The following is a 19,762-nucleotide window of genomic DNA, read 5'->3' as shown; positions in this document are numbered from 1 at the left end:
ATGGACTCGTAGGAATCCTTCGGATTATTCACGAGGTACGGAAAGAAAATACGTTCATTTTACGGACTTCCTCTTAGCCGCTCCCTGAGTTTTTTCTCCATCCCTCTTAGTTGACTGACCGTCATCGTCTCGAAGTAGATCGAGAGGCTCGTAGACACGACCTCCGGCCTTTCGGCTCGGAAAATCGCCGACCATTGACAGTCCTGCAGGACGACGGATTCGTTGTCTACCAGCCTTCGCAAGCGCCAACTGGCGTTTATCCGTCGGTCGACGACCCAAAGAGAGGTCCGCCAAAAGATCACTGAATTGACTCGAAGCGAGAATGGCGCCAAAAGATAAGCCCGGTAGGGATTTGGAGGGCAACCAAACAAGCGAGTCGCTACTCAATTGGGTTGACCAATCCACGGATAGATGCCGTTGTGCCAACATTGCGTAGACATCGCGCAAGGTCAGGCCAGCCTCTGTCTGTAGCTGCTTAAGGGGAAGAATTCTCTTGTCGGTGATCTGTCGCATCGTGTTAAGTGCTTCCGTCGACAGGAGAGTTCGCGCGTACCGGTTGAGGAACATGACGGTCTGAACGCGCGGCTTTGCGAGTATGTCGGCGTCGACAAAAAAGAATATTGCGCTACCAGCAGCTCGAAGCCTCCTAGCGACCTCAATGTATCGCTCGATGTTTTCATCGTGGACCAAGATCTCAAGAGGCTTTACTTCAACGTATGCGCTCCCAAAGTCTCCCGTAATCAACAGATCAGGGAAGCAAGACCGAGGCAGGCCTCTAAGCTGATAGATCAACTCCTGGGGCTGCGTCGCGAAGGATTCAACGTCCTGGCACAGGAGAAGCGTGGATATTGAGGCTCGCTCAAGATACGACTCCCATTCGGCCGGATAGACAGTTCGTCCCGGCACGTCCAACCCACCTACGATTCGATATGGCGTTTTTCTGACGATCCCTCTAGCCGGCCCGTCACCTACCGGAGGAAGCATGTCGAAGTTGTTCCACTGGATTAAATCTACGGATAATGCTGTAGCCGTCTCGGTGCTCTTTTTTGCTGGCATGGCAGGTCCCTTTTCTGGGATACCAGATGCCAGATCTGGTATCGCTCAGAAAATGTTAGACAAAGGGGTCCCTTGACGTGGCACGCAGCGCGGAGTGATACTGAAGATTCCTAAGTCGCTCAGTCTCATTGCTGGGTGCACACGGCGGGGAAACTCGAAAGGGTTTTCTCGCCGTTCTCGTTTACATGGTGGCCTCCTGCTCGATTGTTCTCTCCGACGCTGTCAAATGCCGCAGGAAAGCGCGTGTAGCTTTGAGTTGGTCCGTGGAGAGAGTCGTGATCGCGCATAACAGGTCCGCCATATCGGGTGGCACCTGCTGCGACAGTTGGGTTTTCAGGCGACGAGAGAGGGCAAGTTGCTGCAACAGCCGGCGGTCTTCCTGGCTCGCGTCCAAAGCGTCCAGAATTCGAGCCAACACATCAGGCGAGGGGGGCTGACGCCTAGCGGTTTCCAGCGACGCCAGGTATGACGGATCGACGCCGCTTCGGTACGCAACGGTCTTCTGCTTTTGACCGCTTCGACGACGGATCAACAGAAGACATTCGGCGAAAGATATTTTCGGAATTGGGACTTCCATGTCGGGACGATCCTGTCACGTTGAACAAAAATACGTGACAGGAATCAGACAGTCAAGACACAGTGAGTTATCTCATGGGTTGCATATTTTCTTAGGAATGCTACTGATAAATAAATTTAATATATTTTTTTGTTTCCCAATTGGCAACTTCTCATGCTTTGAAGAAAAAATCTTCGTCTCCTTGGGAATTTGTCGCGGTAGCACGGACCTAGTCGCGAAATTCCGAACAGGAAATTGGCGCTCGACAAGAAAGAATATTCTTACGAATTTTTTTCAATGGAATTTCGCGGTTCATAGCCCATACAGTCCGGCGATACTGCTGGTCCAACGGCCGACGAAGCATTCGCCATCAGCTCGATCACAGCCCTTGCTAAGCGACGCAACAGGTAATCGACTCCGCGAGCTACTTCTAGCACGACGCGCTTTCCGCGACGTTCATTCCGCACACGTTGCTCACGCTCGAGATATTCGACAAATGGGCGCTCGATTTCCTCACGTTCGGCGATGGGAACTTGAACGACGAAAGAGCCGGCTAGACGGCCAGCTCGCGTTCGAGCGGGCCGCCCGCCAGATATATGCGTCGCGCGACGGACCTGCAACGCTTCTGTCAGGCCAACAGGTGTCAAGCGTCGCACTTGTCCGCGGCCGGCACCGTGCATCACTTGATGTAACCGGACATTAGTCAAGAAGTGTGCGACTTGCCCGAATATCTGGGCACCCCGCACGCGGCATGGTTGAACGAGTCGGCGACGCTATCTCGCCGGCGTTATACGAGAATGGTTCGCACGGGGGTTCATCCTGTATATGACGGATGCGGCGCAGCCGCAAACCGACGTCGACGACATGCGTGCAGCGCTGAAAAACAGCAAAGGGCCAGGCAATTTCCGAAACCTGTTCATGTACGCGCCGAATGGCAAGAAAGACGGCATCCAGGTCATTCCCGTTTCCGAGGTCACGGCGAAAGACGAGGTATCAACATCAAGAATGTGACGCGCCAGACTTGCTCGCGACGCATCGCATCCCCCGCAGCTCATCGGATGGTGCTGAGCAATACCGGCGGGTTTGGCGTGGCCGACACGGCGGCCACGGCATTCGGGCGTAACGAGATCGAGCCATTGCAACGGCGATTCGCGCAGCTCAATGATTGGATCGGCGACGAGGTTGTGCGCTCCAATCCAATTTGATTAAGGTGTCGAAATCCGCCGGGTAGGCGCGCACTTGGAAGTTGATCGATGGCACTATGGCGCAAGTCGCCCTTGGCGGGCCTGTCTGGAAGCACTAATTAGACTAACGACGAATTTGCTGCTACGAAATGGCATCGAGGCCAGCATCGCGCAACTCTTCAACGGCATGAAACACCAGATAATCGTGTGTACTTGACTCAACCCAATACAGGGACTGGATCGGGTGAGTCGTGGGGAAAATTACAAATCTCGACCAAAGAGGTTGTAGTGCGGCCCGCGTTTCCGAATTGTTGTGCGCTGCGGCGTTTCGAATGAGCTGCAATGCTTTCGCGCTTCGATGAGCGGATGAAAACGCGGCCATAAGCTGCGCTTCATTCGACGGATGAAGCCGCGGAATTATCTTCGTGAGTAGGTCAACATCCCCCCATGTGGGTTCATGACGTAGCACGGTATTCGTGGATCCCCAGAACGGTGGGTTTGGCTTCTTTTTCGCGTTAATCGCCGCTGCGGATACGTGCGCCTCTGATGCTGCTTGCGGATGCGGCACAATCGGAGCCCCCGCTCCGTCGATAGTTCCGACGCATGACTCCATTACACACGCCCTGCAGAAGGTACCCCATGCTTGCCATACTCGCGAAAGCAAGCCTTCCAGAAGGCACTCGTCCTCAGTGACGAAATGCGCCGATGCTGAGATAATTGGCCTGGCTGCAGTAAAGTCCCTGAGGTGATTGATGAGTGGATCGAATTCGTCACAAAGCGCCGTCCACGCGTCGTAGAGACTCATGGTTACTGCGCAAACTCGCCAAGAAGCGCTCGGCACAACCACTTCACTCGAATTGCTCTTTGGGGGCCGCGATTGCCGCCTTCTGACGCGGCTCTTACATACTCGCTGAACTCTCCAACGTCCTTTTCTTCGTGTGCGGCGGCCAGTCGCTTTATAGATTCAACTGCTCTCCCTGCGTCAGCGAAATACGTCCCTGAGGGGGCAATGCCAGTCGTAGCTTCGACGCCCGGCAGCCCAAAACGGTTATGGATCAACGCACAAAGCAGCGAATGGAAAACATGAGATTTCGTTGCGTACGTATCTTGAATCGCAGAGAGGTGTTCAAGTGTGGCGTTAAACGCCCCTATGACCCTTTCATCGACTGATTGAACGTCTAAGAACAAGACATCATTTCGTTTGTACAGGCCGCGGAGTTTAGCGGGACTTGTGCTCACGATGCCCTCTTCGACGGCGAGTGCAAGATCGGAGATGAATTCAGCGTCAGCCATCCGGACGATTTGACGGCTTGTCAGTACCTTCCAGTCAATCAGGACCGATCCAATGCGATCAAGAGTCTCATTTACCCAATCTTTGAACTCTCCGAAAAATTCGCTGTGACGTTTTTCCGCTTCGTTCAAGGGTAATGTGAATGCGTTCATACGCCGAAACATCTGCAAAATCTCAGACCGATCTGCGTTTCGGATCACGTCCACTGATACCGTGTAGGACCAGAAAATTTCATGAATTTCTTCGGGTAAATCTTCGAAGTGTTTCCCTTCGTGTTCGCGGGCGTTTCGTCCGAGAGCGAACTTGCCATCGACGAATTCGACGATGGTACTGAGTCGTTGCTGCCCGTCGACGATCTCTCGACGGGGCTTTCTTGTGCCTTTGTCGACGTACTCGTGAAAGTACACCTTCGGAAACGGAAAATCCCTAAGGATCGTATCGATAAAGTAGCTCTTTGCGGCCGGTGGCCACAGGCCGCCCCCACGTTGGTATTCCGGGTTCACGATAAGGACCCGGTTTCTAAACCAATCTACCAACTCGGCAAGCGAGTATTTGCCTTCTTCGACCTTCATTGCTAGTCCTTATGGTTCTCAGACCAATCACCGTATTTCCTAACCTACTAGCGCGCAACCCGCGGAACGATGTGCTGCGTCGCAACGTGCCGCCGACCTGTATTGCTGTGGCTACCAAGGCGACTCAACGCGACAGACAAACCCTACAGCGAGAGTCACTATCGTAGCTCTGGCGAAGCACGACGTTGCCGCGCTTCCTCGTGCATGTTGACCGGCGTAGCGCCAAGGACACGCGAGACCATCGCCGTGAGGAAGCGGCCAGGTGCAAGCTCCTCTGGGATCCTTTCTTCGACGATCGTCACTTTTGGAAGCTGCGCAATCTCACGATCGACTTCCGACTCGGGGACGGGTGCTGGTGCATCCTCTTCTCCGACCAATTCAGGCCCGGGTTCCGGCACACCTTCAGCGGGCCTCTCTTCCCCGGTGTCGGGTATTGCGGCTTCGTCTGAGTATTCCATCAAGACTAAGCAGGTGGCGTGGTATGCGTCGTCTTCACGTCCGAGCTTGGCGAGTAGGTCGAACAACCAATCGGCAGTTTTAGGCTCCTTTTGAAGGATGTCGGAGCGAAGCCCAAACGCGAAGCCGAGAGCCGCGAGGGGGTGTCTCAATCGCAGGTTTTTAGCGTCACCGTATGACTCCTCGATTCGATTCGGTGCGTTTTTGCCGTAGGAGGAGTCCATGCGCTTCGTCGAAATCAGCAACTCCGGCCCCGTGGCCCAGTCTGTGATGATGACGTCAACCTGCTTAAGGTAGTTCTTACCAAGGATGGATGCGCTGGAGGACGTAACGTCAGGGATCGAAGGTTGGTTGTTCACACGGTCCGCCACCGCATCTCGGATCTTGCGAGGCAATGCCTTCAGCAAGGACGCTACAGCCGCCGGGAGGATGCGCGGGTGGACTGGGCGCGGCCAAGTCTGATCTGAATCGAAGCCCGCCCGTCGCAACTCATAGCTCAGCCATACATCGAGGGCTAACGCCGGAACTCCGGATTGGGTCCCCGCCTTCAGGTAAAGAGGAACGCCCAGTAGTTTGACTAGCGTGTCGTAGTCCGGCTCGAAGCGCAACTGGCCGTCGGCGGTCTTGATCCAAGGATTCCTGTGCACACCGCCGGGGGCGGCGAGGGAGACGATCCGGTCGAAAATGACCCACGCTTCTGCTTTTGCAGATTGTTTAGCGGCCACTGGATGCCCTCATTGTGCGGCGATTGGCGAGTTCTGCTCGCGCCTGTCGGATCTGCTTAATCTGTTTTGCCGTCAAGTCACCGCAGCCTGCAAGGACGACTTTATCGACGACATTTACAGCGTCGAACAGCCTGCCTTCGCTTAAGAGCTCGGCGACTTGTTGCTTGATTGCGCGAAGCGCGCCAGCATGGGCCATGATCAACGCGGGTGAGGGCATTGCCCAGACGTCTGCTTCCTTCGGCTCGATCTTCAAAATCCCTCCGCCGTACGCGCGACCAACCATCTCTGCGTGCAGCAGCGTGACCGAGTTCAGGCTCGCTAGCGGCAAAAGTTCGTGGCCAAGTTCACGGTTTTTTGCATCAAGGTAGACGCCGTGCACCGAGTTGAGGTGGCGTGCCCCAGCGTCATTTGCTGTGAGTCGGGGCGTGTCTGCGTTCATGCAAGTCAATAGCAGGTCCGCAGCTGGAACGAGCGGCACTTGGTACCAGGTCTTGCGGACGCGGCACTTGTATGCAGTATCGACACCAGTCCGGTGGCCGTCTTCGATGTATGCCGCTGCTTCAGCCGATGGTGGATCGCTCGGATAAAAGAGGTAGGTAGCGTGACCTTCTCGGCCCAGCTCGGTGAGCATAGCTTTGGAGAGCGAGAGACCACGCAGGTGGGAACTCCCAGGCGGCGAGACGCGCAGCAGCTCATTGCGGCGCAAGCCGAGTTCCTTCACACGTTGAGGCGAGAGCGTGAAGTATTTGTTGTTGCCCGTGACGATGCCGAGGGTGGTGTCCCCCCATGTCTCCAAGCTCGTAAACAATCCTCGCTGCTGTAGCCGGTGCAGCGGCTCGATCGCTTTCGGGTCGATGAGGCTGCTGGTCCACTTGGCCGCCGGGTCAGTCGGCGTCCAAATCAGTCCTGCACCAAGCGACGCAAGGTCAGCGGCGTTCTTCGCTTGCCGGATGGTCGCGTGATGTGCGGGGCCTGCAAGATAACCGTCGGCTAGGAGTAGCACGACATCGGCCTCGGCTTCGGGGAACACCTGCTCGTCGAAGAGCACGAGTTGCACGTCGCGGAAGCGGTTGAATAGAAACCGGCGCACGGGTGCCGCATAGTTCACCGAAAGCAACTCGGCCGGGAGAACGAGCCCGAGCCGCCCACCCTGTTTCAGGAAAAGCGCGGAGTGGATAGTGAATGCGGCCCAACTGGAGGCAAGGCCGGTGAGCGAGACGCCACCTCGGAGGGCGGCCTCCCGGGATCGAGCACGGGACTCGCCCGAAAAGTCCTGATAGCGGATGTAGGGCGGGTTGCCGATAACAGTGTCGTAGACCTGTTCGGGTTCGACGCAAAAAAAGTCGCAGTGCCGGATTTGAGCTTTACCACCAGCTTCCCGCACGCGTTGGCGGGCGATGTGCGCACTGTGGGCGTGAATCTCGACACCGTCTACGGTCGGACGCGCATCCATGTCCGACGTAAGTTCGCGAAGACGGCTCACGGCGGAGACAAGGAAGGCGGCATCGCCGGCCGAGGGTTCCATCACTTGGTCGTCAGACTTACGAATGGCCCAATTGGCCACGAACCTGGTGATCTCGTCGGGCGTGAAGAAGGCCCCTCGCTCCTTGCGGAGTGCGGGCGTGTCGTTGGGATGGATGGAACGTACTAGAGTCACTTGCAAATCCTAGGAGCAGCGGCACGGGCCTTCATGCGGAGACCTGCCGTGCCGGCTTCGCCGAAGCGGGAGTTCATTGTCAAGTTACCTTCTTGTTTATCAAACTGTTCAGCGCACCTGATCTTGAGGGCGTAGGCAGCAAATTCCACGAACCGACCCTACTAGAGGAGCCTGTGAGGAAGCTGGCGACTATCGAGTTATGTTCGACTGGGCCACCATGCTGCCCGGGGCGTCCTAACGACGCGCAATTTTAGCCCGGTTGCAAACCCGTCGTCGAGGTGATGGCACCCCATGCCACGACAGTCGGATCGGCGGGTGACGAGCATTTATGACCATGCGTCGACGTGAAATGGGGGAATAACGAAACCCACATCTTCGTTCTGTGCCCACCAACCATCCACGCAGATATTGCCGGGGGGTGCCCCTATGTGGTTCGTCAAGCGTTAGGGGCTGACTTGGGTTCGTAAAAGGTGCCGTCTCGCAGCATGGCGAACAGGACGTCGCAGCGTCGCCGTGCGAGTGCGATGAGCGCCTGGTTATGTCGCTTGCCCTGTTGGACCTTGCGTGCGTAGTAAGCCCGTGAGATGGGGTCTCTCAAGGCCGCGAAGGCCGATAGAAACAAGGCGCGTTTGAGCACCTTGTTGCCGCGCCTGGACGGATGCTCGCCACGGATGGATGAGCCTGAGCGCCGCGTAACTGGTGCGAGGCCAGCGTAGGCCGCCAGGGGACCTGCCGAAGCGAATGCTTTGTGCGCGACCTCGGTGAGGAGTCTGGCGGCGGTCCTGACGCCGACTCCCGGCATGCTGGTCAGGACCGGCCAAAGAGGGTGAGCAAGCACCAGCCGCTCAACTTCGGCGGCGATTTCGTCGCGCTGTTTGCGTAAGGCGGCAAGTTGCTGAGCCAAGCGCGGCATGACGATGGTGGCGGCCTGCGTCCCGGGCACGATCACGGCCTGTTCACCCAGCGCCTGAACGACTTCGGCGGCCAATCCCTTGCCCATGCGTGGCGCGAGCTTGGTTAGTCGGTTGGCAAGCGTCTTCTCGCTGGTTGCTGCAAGCGCCGCTGGAGACGGGTAGCGCTCGAGTAGATCAAGCACGGCTGGATGGTCGAGGCGCGGTCCGAGAACGCGCTCAAGTGCGGGATGGATCTGGGTGAGCAGGCCGCGAATGCGGTTGCTGGTTTGGGTAATTTGAGCGGCGAGATCGTCGTCAAAGCCGCACAGCATGGTCAGCTCGGCGAGCGGTTCATCAGCCAACCGAAGCGAGCGCAGTGTATGCGGCATCGAACGGGCAGCCTCGGCGATGATTGCGTCGTCGCGGGCGTCGGTCTTGGCTTCACCTGCATGCAGGTCGGCAATGCGGCGCATTGCCAATCCGGGCAGATAGGCAACCAGAACGCCTTCATCTCGGGCGACAGCCACCGGCAATGCGCCAATGGTGGCGGGTTGGTCGACGACGAAGAGAAGGCGGCCATGTACCTTGAGTTCGGCGATCAGGGCACGCAGCTTGGTCTCGTCATTGGGCAGCGCCTTGTTGTACAGCCGCTTGCCATTTCGACCCAGTGCTACTGCGTGATGCTGGCCTTTACCGACGTCGACACCGATGAAGACATCGACGGCGTCATGTTGTTGGAATTCTTGCATCGAAGTTTGTGCAGATTGAACGAGTTGGCCTGCAACAACGGTGGCAAGTCTCGGCATCCACGTTACGGACGGCCTTGGAATATCCCAGCCGAGCCCCTATTAGCGATCACCAGCCACCCACCAGACCCGGTGACAACACCCCCGGATCATGACTGCGACTGGGGGCGAGAATCATGCCGGGCCTGGCTGGCCAAAGCCTCGATTATCGAGGCGGGAAGATAGTAACGGGGTGAAAATAATACGGTAATTTATGCCATTCAATGCCATATTGCTGACGCGGCAATGTGACCGCGTACATAATCGGGAGGACCGTATGGCAATGAGTTCCGCGAGTAAGGCTATGGCAAAAGCAGACACGAAGTTGGAAGTTGCTCCGCGGGCGCGCCTGCATAAATTAGTAATAGCGAATTTTCGAGCTATCGGAAAGACTCCGGTAACGATCGAGCTGGACGATATTGTGGTGTTGGTAGGGCCAAACAACGCGGGGAAAAGCTCAGTTCTCCGCGCTTATGAGGTAGTGATGCAGGCTGGGAAGTTAAACGAGCTGGCCATTGAAGATTTTCCCAATGCAAAAGTTCCGTCTGCCGAAGACTCTGATTTGTATCCGACAATTGAATTAGAAACAGTTCTTTATGCCAATAGTAATCCTCCTGCAAAGCATTGGATTGACGTCAAAGAAAATGGAGATCGTCATGTCCGAGAGCGCTGGGTGTGGAAAGATATAGGTAAGCCTGAAAAACGAGGGTTTAACGTTGAATCCGGGCGATGGGATGAAAACCATGGGCCATGGGGAGTCGCCGCGGTCGCTCAAGTGAATAGGCCGGAAACGCATCGTATTGAAGCATTCGATGACCCTCAAAAGCAAGCAGAGGCAATAATAGAATTATTGCAAGAAGCGATAAAAGAAAAAGTGAAAGAAGTTAGTTCAAAGAAAAGCGAGGGCGCAGCAGAAAAGAGTGATTACGAACTTCTTCTTCAGTCGGTGGGAGAACTACGGAAACAAGTTGCCGAAGACGCTGTCACGGCGATTAAGGACGTGCGAGACAGTCTTAATCATTCAATCTCCGATGTATTCCCAGGATATTCGATAACTTTAGACGCGCGACCGGAAGATGATTTGGAAAAGGTAGTATCTTTCTTCAAATCATTACCACTTCTACGGATGGGACCTACTGACGGCCACCAATCCACATTGGAGCGACAGGGAAGTGGTGCTCGCAGGACACTACTTTGGACTGCGCTTCGTATTTTGGCAGAACATAGGCGAACCAAGGACAAGTCTGATGCAACAGAACGACCCCATGTATTGCTGCTAGACGAGCCGGAAATGTGCCTTCATCCCAGCGCCATCCGCGACGCATGCAATGTTCTTTACTCATTGCCGAAATCCGGGAAATGGCAGGTCATGGTTACAACACATTCACCTGTATTCATAGATCTGTCACGCGACAACACCTCCATTGTTCGCGTTGAACGCGCGGTAGGAGGAGAAGTATCAGGGACAACGATTTTTCGGCCTGCCAGAGCGCAATTAACCGACGACGATAAGGAAGAGCTGAAGCTTCTCAATATGTATGACCCTCACGTGGCCGAATTCTTCTTTGGTGGAAAGACAATTATTGTTGAAGGCGATACTGAGCATTCGGCATTCCGAGAACTAATTAATTCCGACAAGAAAACGTTTGGCGACGTTCACGTGGTAAGGGCGAGGGGGAAATATACAATTATTGCTCTATGCAAAATTCTTAATCATTTTGGAAGTCCTTACTCCGTTTTGCATGACGCGGATTCAAGGACAATAACAACTAGGAAGGGTGAGGTACAAGCTAATCCAGCTTGGAAAGCCAATGAACGAATACTAGAGGTGGTATCAAGCGCGCCCAATGGAAATGCTACGCTCGTCGCATCCATTCCGAATTTCGAAGAGGCTATGTTCGGGGAACCGGCTAAAGGAGAAAAACCGTATGGCGCTTTGGAGAAAGTGAGAAAGGATCCGGAGGCGAGAAAAAAAGTGAAAGAATTGCTCGCCTTCTTGTCAATGAACGGTAACGCGCTTCCGTCCGGCGCACTGCCTTGGTCGAGCATTGACGAGTTGGGAATAGCAGTCAGCGCGAAGGATCTTTGAGGGAAGACCGAAGGCTCAACAGGTCTCGCCGCATCGTGATTTGGGACGCTCGGTGCTCGCCCACAGTATAGGCGAGCACCGACTATAGTTTCCGTGTGGTGTGGGCTCAAGCCGCAACGTCGCGTGCGACATAAGTATCCAGCCTAACAGCGCAGCTGGATCACACCTAGAGCTGCTCAACTTAGATGTCAATCGGCTCGACTTACATGGCAACCGACAGATGCCCCGCTCGTCTCAAAAAAATCTATTAACCGACCGGTCGGTTGGTTTATACTGTTCGCACCAGACAACTCCCGCAAAGAGAGTCCCCATGTACACGCAATCCCTGGATATTCCCGGCAACGTCGCTTCGCTGGACGCTGGCGCGACGTCGCCCGAGCAGACCCAGTTCGACGCCGTGATGGCCGCCGACGGCAAGATCGAGCCGCAAGACTGGATGCCCGACGCGTACCGCAAGACTCTGGTGCGCCAGATTTCGCAACATGCGCATTCGGAGATCGTCGGCATGCTGCCGGAAGGCAACTGGATCACGCGCGCACCGAGCCTCAAGCGCAAGGCGATCCTGCTCGCCAAAGTGCAGGACGAAGCGGGCCACGGTCTCTATCTATATAGCGCGGCGGAAACGCTCGGCGTCTCGCGCGACCAGCTGGTTGCGGCGCTGCATTCCGGCAAAGCGAAGTATTCGAGCATCTTCAATTACCCAACGCCCACGTGGGCCGACGTCGGCGTGATCGGCTGGCTGGTCGACGGCGCGGCAATCATGAACCAGATTCCGCTGTGCCGTTGCACGTACGGCCCCTACGCCCGCGCGATGATCCGCATCTGCAAGGAAGAGTCGTTTCATCAGCGCCAAGGTTTCGACGCGTTGATGGCGATGATGTCGGGTACCGAAGCTCAGCGCGAGCTCGTCCAGCAGGCGGTGAACCGCTGGTGGTGGCCGGTGCTGATGATGTTCGGGCCGAGCGACAAGGACTCGATCCATAGCAATCAGTCGTCGAAATGGGGCATCAAGCGCATTTCGAACGACGACCTTCGCCAGAAATTCGTCGACGCCACCGTCGATCAGGCCAAGGTCCTCGGCGTCACGTTGCCCGACCCAGACCTCAAATGGAATGAGGCGCGCGGCCATTACGACTACGGCGACATCGACTGGGAAGAATTCTGGCGCGTCGTGAACGGCGACGGCCCGTGCAACCGCGAGCGTCTCGGCACCCGCGTCAAAGCTCATAACGAGGGCGCCTGGGTCCGCGAAGCCGCCCTCGCCCACGCCGAAAAGCAGCGCCAGCGCGCACAACAGCACGCCGCCTGACAAGCGCGGCACGCCCGGCAAAGAATCAGGAGATCAGGAATGAACAAGGAATGGCCAATCTGGGAAGTCTTCGTGCGCAGCAAGCAGGGACTCGACCATAAGCACTGCGGCAGCCTGCACGCCGCCGACGCGCAAATGGCGCTGCGCATGGCGCGCGACGTCTACACGCGCCGTCAGGAAGGCGTGAGCATCTGGGTCGTGCCGTCATCGGCGATCACGGCGTCCGCGCCGCAAGACAAGCCCGAACTGTTCGACCCGGCCGGCGACAAGATCTATCGCCATCCGACGTTCTACACGCTTCCCGACGAAGTCAACCACATGTAAGCGCGGCCATGACCATCACGCCTGAACATCTGCAATACGTGCTGCGCCTCGCGGATACCGCGCTGATACTCGGTCAGCGCAATAGCGAGTGGTGCGGCCACGGCCCGATTCTCGAAGAAGACATCGCGCTGTCGAACATGAGCCTCGATCTGATCGGCCAGGCGCGCCTGCTTTATACGCACGCGGCCTCGCTCGAACAGCAACTCACCGGCAAGACGCGCACGGAAGACGATTACGCGTACTTTCGCGCCGAGCGTGAATTTACGAACTACACGCTCGCCGAACTGCCGCACTGCGGTCCGCTGTCGGCTACCGCACAAGTCGAGAAGGACTACGCGGTCACTATCGTGCGCAACTTTCTGTACTCCACGTTGATGGCGCATCTGTGGACGGCGCTCACGCAATCGACGGACGCCCAGCTTGCCGCGATCGCGTCGAAGTCGATCAAGGAAGCCAGCTACCACGTGCATCACGCGAGTGAATGGCTGATCCGCTTCGGCGACGGCACAGAGGAATCGCATCGGCGCGCGCAGGCTGCGCTGGACTATCTGCTGCCGTACACGCGTGAGTTCTTCAGCACCGATCCTGTCGAAGAGACCATCGCCGCCTCAGGCATTGGCCCGCTGACCGCAGATCTCGAAGCCGCCTGGCTCGACGACGTTCGCGCGACGCTCGAGCAAGCCACGCTCACGCTGCCCGAAGCAGTCAAGCACATCACGACCGGTAAGCACGGCGAGCATTCCGAGCACATGGGCTTCGTGCTGGCCGAAATGCAAAGCCTGGCGCGCCAGCATCCCGGCGCCACCTGGTAATACGGGCCATTCGACGATGACGACCTCGACTACGACGCCACGAGCCGACGCATCCGTCCAACGCGCGTGGGCCGTGCTCGAAGCGGTGCCCGATCCGGAGATTCCGGTGGTGTCGATTCGCGAACTCGGCATATTGCGCGACGTCCGGCGCGCCGAGGACGGCGCACTCGAAGTCGTAATCACGCCGACCTACTCCGGTTGCCCGGCAATGTCGCAGATCGCGGAAGACGTCGCGCATGCGCTCGACGTCGCGGAACTCAAACCGTACCGGATCTCGACCGTCCTCGCGCCCGCATGGACCACCGACTGGATGACGCCCGACGCCCGCGAAAAACTGCGCGCTTACGGAATTGCGCCGCCCACGGGCAATTGCGGGTCGGCGGCCGGACCTGCCGGCGTACAGGAAAAAGTACTGCGCTTCGTGCCGCGCGCGCTGCCCGCGCCGTCCTGCCCAAGGTGCGGCTCGGCGCATACGGAACGACTCGCGCAGTTCGGCTCGACCGCTTGCAAAGCCTTGTACCGCTGCATCGACTGCCGCGAACCCTTCGACTACTTCAAACCATACTGATATGGCCACTCCGCAATTCCATCCGCTGCGTATCCGCGAAGTGCGGCCAGAAACCGCCGACGCCGTCTCGGTCGCGTTCGAAGTTCCCGTGGAACTGCGCGAGCTTTATCGCTTCACGCAGGGCCAGTTCGTCACGCTGAAAACCCACATCGACGGAGAGGAAACGCGCCGGTCGTATTCGATCTGCGTGGGCGTCACCGACTACGACCGCGACGGCGAACTACGCATCGGCATCAAGCGCGTGCGCGGCGGGCGCTTCTCGAACTTCGCTTTCGATACTTTGCAGCCGGGCCACACGATTGACGTCATGACGCCCGACGGCCGCTTCTTCACCCATTTGAACGCGGATCACGGCCAGCAGTACGTCGCCTTCGCGGGCGGCTCGGGCATTACGCCGGTGCTCGCGATCATCAAGACGACGCTCGAGTTGGAACCGCGCAGCACTTTCACGTTGATCTACGGCAACCGCAGCGTGGACCAGATCATGTTCGCGGAAGAGCTGGAAGACCTGAAGAACCGCTTCATGAACCGCTTCGTGCTCTATCACGTGCTGTCGGACGATTTGCAGGACGTCGAACTGTTCAACGGCGTGCTCGACCAGCAGAAGTGCGCGGCGTTCCTCGACAGCCTCGTGCCGGCGGATTCCGTCGACGAAGCGTTTATCTGCGGTCCCGCGCCGATGATGGACGCCGCCGAGGCCGCGCTGAAAGCTGCCGGCGTGCCGTCCGAAAAGGTGCACGTGGAACGCTTCGGCTCGCCGCTGCCCCAGGCGGGCGTGCCGCCCGTCGAAATCACCGAAGACACGCCCGCTGCGGACCTCGAAATCGTGCTCGACGGCAAGCGCCGCAAGCTGCGTCTGCCGTATCAGGGCGTGAGCGTACTCGACGTCGGTCTGCGCGCAGGCCTTGCGCTGCCGTATGCATGCAAAGGCGGCGTCTGCTGCACGTGCCGCGCCAAAGTGGTTGAAGGCGAAGTGCGGATGGAAAAGAACTACACGCTGGAAGAGCACGAAATCCGCGACGGCTTCGTGCTGACGTGTCAGTGCCATCCGGTCAGCGACCGCGTGGTAGTGAGCTACGACGAGCGTTGAGCGTGATTGGGACTTGATGCCGCGAAGCTTTGAGCCGTTCCGCGATCCGCTTACACTAGGGGCCGCTTGCAACCGGACCGTCGAGTCCGTCTTGCGAGCGGCCCCTTTGGCAATCGCCCAACAAGAATCCACTCACGGCCGATGAGCACCATCCATCTCACCAACGGCGATGTCGCCGCAGAATCATTGCGCACCGCGTTGCGCGAAGTGGGACGCAACGATCGCGTGCACGCACTGCGCGACGATCTGGCGGTCGGGCCGCTACGCGGCATCGACGACGGTCCCGAAGTGCGCGCCGCTTTCTGGGACCGCGTGAGCACCGACACGAAGCGCGACTTCCTTCGCGAGTTCCGTGAGCACGCTGCAGCGCTGCAAGCCATTGCGCGCGACGACACGAATCTGGTGGTCTGGCATGGCGAAAGCGCATCCGATCAATTGATGCTTCGTCGCGTGTGCTATTACCTGCGCAACAATCCGCAGCGTCTGAACGAAGTGCGTCTGTCGATCCGCGACCTCACTGACGCCGGCGCCTGGGCGCATAGTCGCAGGGACCGCGCGACGTCCGTCGGCATGTTCGCGCCGGCTGTCTTGCAAGGGCGGTTGCCCGACGCCGCGCCCATTTCCGTCTTGCGGATCAGCCGGCTCGCGCTGGAGTGGCAGGAAGCCAAACATGCGAACGGCGAAACGCGGCGCTGGCGCGACAACACGTTCACGAGCGGCAGCTTCGCCGATCTCGACGCTCTGATACTCGAACACGTCACCGCCGACTGGCAACCCGCCGCCCGCGTGGCCGCCGAGGTGATGACCGCTGAGTTGTGGTTTCTGGTCAGCGACAGCATCGTGCTCTGGCGCTTCCGCGAAATGGCCGCGACCCGCCGCATCAGGCTGCGCGGCGACGCCAACGCATGGCGCACGCTGGAACTGTGCGCAGCGCTCGCACCTTGCCCACATCAATAAACGGACACCATGGCCCGCACCCGAGCGCCCGACCACGAAACCCAGCGCGAACAGATTCTCGAATTAGCAGCAGCGAAGTTCGCGCAGACGAGTTATCCGAGCACGTCGATGTCAGATCTCGCCGCGGCGAGCGGCACGTCGAAAGCGCGCCTGTATCACTACTACGCGAGCAAGGAAGCGATCCTGTTCGATCTACTCGACCGTTACACCAAACGGCTGATGCTGATCATTGCGGAGGTCGAGGGCGCGAGCCAGCGTCGCGGCCTGACTGAGCGCGAGACATTCGCGGAATTGATCCGCGCCTTTCTTTCCGAATACGAAACCTCGCACAGCCGGCATGTTGCGCTTCTGAACGACGTGAAATATCTCGTCGACGCGCAGCGCGAGGTGATCCTCAACCGCCAGCGCGATGTCGTAGCCGCGTTCGCGCGGCAGCTGGCGCGCGCCTATCCGGAGCGCGCCACGCGCGAGAACCAGACCGCGCTAACGATGATGGTGTTCGGCATGATCAACTGGACGTTCACCTGGCTTAAACCAGGCGGGCGCATGGGCTACCGGGAATTTGCGGAGCAGGTTGTGGCGATGGTCGATCACGGGCTGGGATCGGCGGCCGTGAAATAGCCAGGACAGCGCTCTGCGAACTGAAATCTGCGTAAGTTGCGTGGGTGCGACAACACGTACGAACGCTCGTTCTTTTTAATTTCTTGTTTATATTCAGAAACTTAACAGCGCAGCACCGGAAGTTTAGACAGCAACCTCCAAGTTTGGTACGGGTTTTCCCTAGTGCGGGATTCGCATATCCGTTACAATCGTTTTTGCGGTGCAACAACGCCGCACGATCACAAGGAGAACCTGACCATGAACCTGATTACACCCCGCGCCGCCGAGCCGATCGTCGCGCACGATCGCGCGTCGCTGCCAGCCGGTCGTGCACCTGCTCTGGTTCGTGAACTCACTGCGATCGACCGTGAACGCCTGCTGGCTCACTTTCTCACGCTAGACGAAGACGACCGCCTGTTGCGCTTTGGGCAAATCGTGCCGGACCACGTTATCGAGAATTACGTGCGCGCAATCGATTTCACGCGCGACACCGTATTCGGCGTGTTCGACGATCAGCTGCAGCTCACCGGCGTCGGTCACCTCGCCTACCTGCCCGCCGAAGGCGACAAGCGTACGGCGGAGTTCGGCGTGTCCGTGCTCGAAAGCGTGCGCGGCCAAGGTATCGGCTCCAAGCTGTTCGAGCGCGCTGCAATCCGCAGCCGCAACACGCATGTCACCATGCTGTACATGCACTGCCTGTCGCGCAATTCGACCATGATGCACATCGCGAAGAAAGCGGGCATGAAGATCGAGTACGCGTACGGCGAAGCGGACGCCTATCTGACGCTGCCGCCGGCGGATCAGACCAGCATCATTACGGAGATGCTGCAGGAACAAGCCGCTGTGTTTGACTACGCGCTCAAACGTCAAGCTCGGCGTACTTCGAAACTGCTGGAAAGCTTCATGCCGACAGCCGCCGCAGCCTGAACGTCCGGCCGCAGCGGGCGAACATGAAAAAGGGCAGCCTCAGGGCTGCCCTTTTTGCTTCCTGGGTGGATCTGCACGCGCGACTTATAAGATCGGCAACGCGGTCGTCTCCTTGATTTTTTCGAGCGAAAAGCTCGTCTTCACGTCAATCACCGACGGGTGATGCAACAGCTGGTCCTGCACAAAGCGTGAAAAGTGCGCCATGTCTTCCACTTGTACGCGCAACAGATAGTCCATGTCGCCAGTCATAGCGTGACACGCCACCACCTCCGGCCATGCCTGAACGGCGGCACGGAAAAGATCCGCGTGCGTCGCGTCCCCGCGCGGACTCAACGCCGGCCCGCCGCGCTTTTCCAACCGCACGTTGACGTACGCGAGCAGATCGAGCCCCAGGCGCTTGGCATCCAGCAACGCAACATATCCGCGGATCACGCCGCTCTCTTCGAGTCGCCGTATGCGTCGCAAACAGGGGCTCGGCGAGAGATTGACCCGCTCGGCGATTTCCTGGTTGGACAGCCGGCCGTTCTCCTGAAGAATCGCCAGAATACGCCGGTCGATCGCGTCTATCTCTATATTGGCCACTTTCTGCCCCGCGCTCCTCATATGGAGCTAGAAAATAGCGCGAGCGTAGCTCGACGCGATTAAGTTCGCAAGTTTTCGCCGCGAAGCCGCCTTTACACTTGCGTCATTCGGTCGCGGCGCAACATCCGTAGCCGCGATACCGGCGCGACGCGCCCTCGACATGGAGACAGACAATGCAGGTTGCAACTTGGGAAAATCCGGTCGGCACCGACGGCTTCGAGTTCATCGAATACACCGCACCCGATCCGAAGGCGCTGGGCAAGCTTTTCGAGCAGATGGGCTTTACCGCCGTTGCGCGGCATCGCCATAAAGATGTGACGCTATATCGGCAAGGCGACATCAACTTCATCGTCAACGGTGAGCCGGATTCGTTCGCGCAGCGCTTTGCGCGCTTGCACGGCCCGTCGATCTGCGCGATCGCGTTCCGCGTCCAGGACGCGGGGAAAGCCTACCGGCAGGCGGTCGAAAAAGGCGCATGGGGCTTCGACAACAAAACCGGCCCGATGGAACTGAACATCCCCGCGATCAAGGGCATTGGCGACTCGCTGATCTATTTCGTCGACCGTTGGCGCGGCAAGAACGGCGCAGCGCCGGGCAGCGTCGGCGATATCGATATCTACGACGTCGACTTCGAGCCGATTCCCGGCGCGAATCCTAATCCCGTCGGTCACGGCCTGACGTATATCGACCACCTCACGCACAACGTGCACCGCGGCCGCATGCAGGAATGGGCTGAGTTCTACGAACGCCTGTTCAACTTCCGCGAAGTGCGTTACTTCGACATCGAAGGCAAGGTAACGGGCGTGAAGTCCAAGGCAATGACGTCGCCGTGCGGCAAGATCCGCATTCCTATCAACGAGGAAGGTTCGGAAACGTCCGGCCAGATCCAGGAATACCTGGATGCGTACCGCGGAGAAGGCATCCAGCACATTGCGCTCGGCAGCAACGACATTTACCGCACGGTTGATGGGCTGCGGGCGGCGAACATCTCGTTGCTCGACACGATCGACACGTATTACGAACTGGTCGACCGCCGCGTGCCGAATCACGGTGAACCGCTCGATGAATTGCGCAAGCGCAAAATCCTGATCGACGGCGCGCCGGACGACCTGCTGCTGCAAATCTTCACAGAGAACCAGATCGGCCCGATCTTCTTCGAGATCATCCAACGCAAGGGCAATCAGGGTTTCGGCGAGGGCAACTTCAAGGCGCTGTTCGAATCGATTGAGCTGGATCAGATCCGCCGCGGCGTAGTGCAGGACAAAGCGTGAATTCGTGACGCCGAGGCCGTGAATCGGCCGTGAGTCAGATTGCGCACCGATAAAACGA

Annotated in this window: 18 protein-coding genes and 1 pseudogene; 11 read left to right on the top strand and 8 right to left on the bottom strand. The window is 58.1% G+C overall.

Annotated elements, in window-relative coordinates; all coding sequences use genetic code 11:
• Positions 1-54: 54 nt before the first annotated feature.
• Complete coding sequence (locus tag SB753_RS22430; protein WP_410801868.1) at positions 55-1,056, bottom strand: hypothetical protein; 1,002 nt, start codon at positions 1,054-1,056, stop codon at positions 55-57.
• Positions 1,057-1,237: 181 nt separating this feature from the next.
• Complete coding sequence (locus SB753_RS22425) at positions 1,238-1,633, bottom strand: helix-turn-helix domain-containing protein (RefSeq protein ID WP_410801866.1); 396 nt, start codon at positions 1,631-1,633, stop codon at positions 1,238-1,240.
• A gap of 662 nt (positions 1,634-2,295) precedes the next feature.
• Between SB753_RS22425 and SB753_RS22420 the strand changes: the two are divergent.
• Positions 2,296-2,817 (top strand): annotated as a pseudogene (locus tag SB753_RS22420) (phage portal protein); the annotation flags it as partial.
• A 121-nt stretch (positions 2,818-2,938) separates the two neighbouring features.
• On the opposite strand, the gene SB753_RS22415 reads toward SB753_RS22420, so the two are convergent.
• From SB753_RS22415 to SB753_RS22395, 5 genes are all read right to left on the bottom strand, one after another.
• Positions 2,939-3,601, bottom strand: a complete 663-nt coding sequence (locus tag SB753_RS22415) for a hypothetical protein (RefSeq protein ID WP_410801864.1) — start codon at positions 3,599-3,601, stop codon at positions 2,939-2,941.
• Between the two features lie 2 nt (positions 3,602-3,603).
• Positions 3,604-4,659 carry a DUF262 domain-containing protein gene (locus tag SB753_RS22410; RefSeq protein WP_410801862.1) on the bottom strand — a complete coding sequence of 352 codons (1,056 nt, stop codon included), beginning with the start codon at positions 4,657-4,659 and terminating at the stop codon, positions 3,604-3,606.
• A 158-nt stretch (positions 4,660-4,817) separates the two neighbouring features.
• Positions 4,818-5,840, bottom strand: a complete 1,023-nt coding sequence (locus SB753_RS22405) for a hypothetical protein (protein ID WP_410801860.1) — start codon at positions 5,838-5,840, stop codon at positions 4,818-4,820.
• On the bottom strand, positions 5,830-7,497 hold the full coding sequence (locus SB753_RS22400) for an N-6 DNA methylase (RefSeq protein ID WP_410801858.1): 1,668 nt from the start codon (positions 7,495-7,497) through the stop codon (positions 5,830-5,832). Before SB753_RS22400 ends, SB753_RS22405 begins: the two co-directional genes overlap by 11 nt.
• 436 nt (positions 7,498-7,933) lie before the next feature.
• A complete protein-coding gene (locus SB753_RS22395) occupies positions 7,934-9,139 on the bottom strand; it encodes an IS110 family transposase (protein ID WP_410801856.1) in 1,206 nt (401 codons plus the stop codon).
• Positions 9,140-9,452: 313 nt separating this feature from the next.
• Here SB753_RS22395 and SB753_RS22390 point away from each other — a divergent pair, with 313 nt between their 5' ends.
• The 9 genes from SB753_RS22390 to SB753_RS22350 all read left to right on the top strand — a co-directional run bounded on the left by SB753_RS22390 (position 9,453) and on the right by SB753_RS22350 (position 17,851).
• Entirely contained in the window at positions 9,453-11,264 is a 1,812-nt protein-coding gene (locus tag SB753_RS22390) for an ATP-dependent nuclease (protein ID WP_410801854.1), read from the top strand.
• Positions 11,265-11,574: 310 nt separating this feature from the next.
• Positions 11,575-12,573 (top strand): 1,2-phenylacetyl-CoA epoxidase subunit PaaA, encoded by a 999-nt coding sequence (gene paaA, locus SB753_RS22385; RefSeq protein ID WP_131320000.1) that lies wholly within the window; start codon positions 11,575-11,577, stop codon positions 12,571-12,573.
• A 39-nt stretch (positions 12,574-12,612) separates the two neighbouring features.
• Positions 12,613-12,897, top strand: coding sequence for a 1,2-phenylacetyl-CoA epoxidase subunit PaaB (gene paaB / locus SB753_RS22380; RefSeq protein WP_020070840.1), 285 nt, complete (start codon positions 12,613-12,615; stop codon positions 12,895-12,897).
• 8 nt (positions 12,898-12,905) lie between these two features.
• Entirely contained in the window at positions 12,906-13,709 is an 804-nt protein-coding gene (paaC, locus tag SB753_RS22375; RefSeq protein WP_410801851.1) for a 1,2-phenylacetyl-CoA epoxidase subunit PaaC, read from the top strand.
• 16 nt (positions 13,710-13,725) lie between these two features.
• Entirely contained in the window at positions 13,726-14,277 is a 552-nt protein-coding gene (paaD, locus tag SB753_RS22370; RefSeq protein WP_392392897.1) for a 1,2-phenylacetyl-CoA epoxidase subunit PaaD, read from the top strand.
• Between the two features lies 1 nt (position 14,278).
• Positions 14,279-15,367 carry a 1,2-phenylacetyl-CoA epoxidase subunit PaaE gene (gene paaE / locus SB753_RS22365; RefSeq protein ID WP_310066082.1) on the top strand — a complete coding sequence of 363 codons (1,089 nt, stop codon included), beginning with the start codon at positions 14,279-14,281 and terminating at the stop codon, positions 15,365-15,367.
• 141 nt (positions 15,368-15,508) lie between these two features.
• Positions 15,509-16,324 (top strand): DUF1835 domain-containing protein, encoded by an 816-nt coding sequence (locus tag SB753_RS22360; RefSeq protein WP_410801849.1) that lies wholly within the window; start codon positions 15,509-15,511, stop codon positions 16,322-16,324.
• A gap of 9 nt (positions 16,325-16,333) precedes the next feature.
• Positions 16,334-16,945, top strand: coding sequence for a TetR/AcrR family transcriptional regulator (locus tag SB753_RS22355; RefSeq protein WP_020070835.1), 612 nt, complete (start codon positions 16,334-16,336; stop codon positions 16,943-16,945).
• 237 nt (positions 16,946-17,182) lie between these two features.
• Entirely contained in the window at positions 17,183-17,851 is a 669-nt protein-coding gene (locus tag SB753_RS22350) for a GNAT family N-acetyltransferase (RefSeq protein WP_020070834.1), read from the top strand.
• A gap of 84 nt (positions 17,852-17,935) precedes the next feature.
• Here SB753_RS22350 and SB753_RS22345 read toward each other — a convergent pair whose 3' ends face one another.
• Complete coding sequence (locus tag SB753_RS22345) at positions 17,936-18,433, bottom strand: Lrp/AsnC family transcriptional regulator (protein ID WP_087752481.1); 498 nt, start codon at positions 18,431-18,433, stop codon at positions 17,936-17,938.
• Positions 18,434-18,606: 173 nt separating this feature from the next.
• On the opposite strand from SB753_RS22345, the gene hppD reads away from it, so the two are divergent.
• Positions 18,607-19,704, top strand: coding sequence for a 4-hydroxyphenylpyruvate dioxygenase (gene hppD, locus SB753_RS22340; protein WP_020070832.1), 1,098 nt, complete (start codon positions 18,607-18,609; stop codon positions 19,702-19,704).
• Positions 19,705-19,762 lie beyond the last annotated feature (58 nt).

Source organism: Paraburkholderia sp. SIMBA_053 (assembly GCF_046534895.1).
Classification (GTDB): domain Bacteria; phylum Pseudomonadota; class Gammaproteobacteria; order Burkholderiales; family Burkholderiaceae; genus Paraburkholderia; species Paraburkholderia caledonica.
Note: the sequence above shows the minus strand (reverse complement) of the source record. Positions and strands in the feature narration are given on the sequence as shown.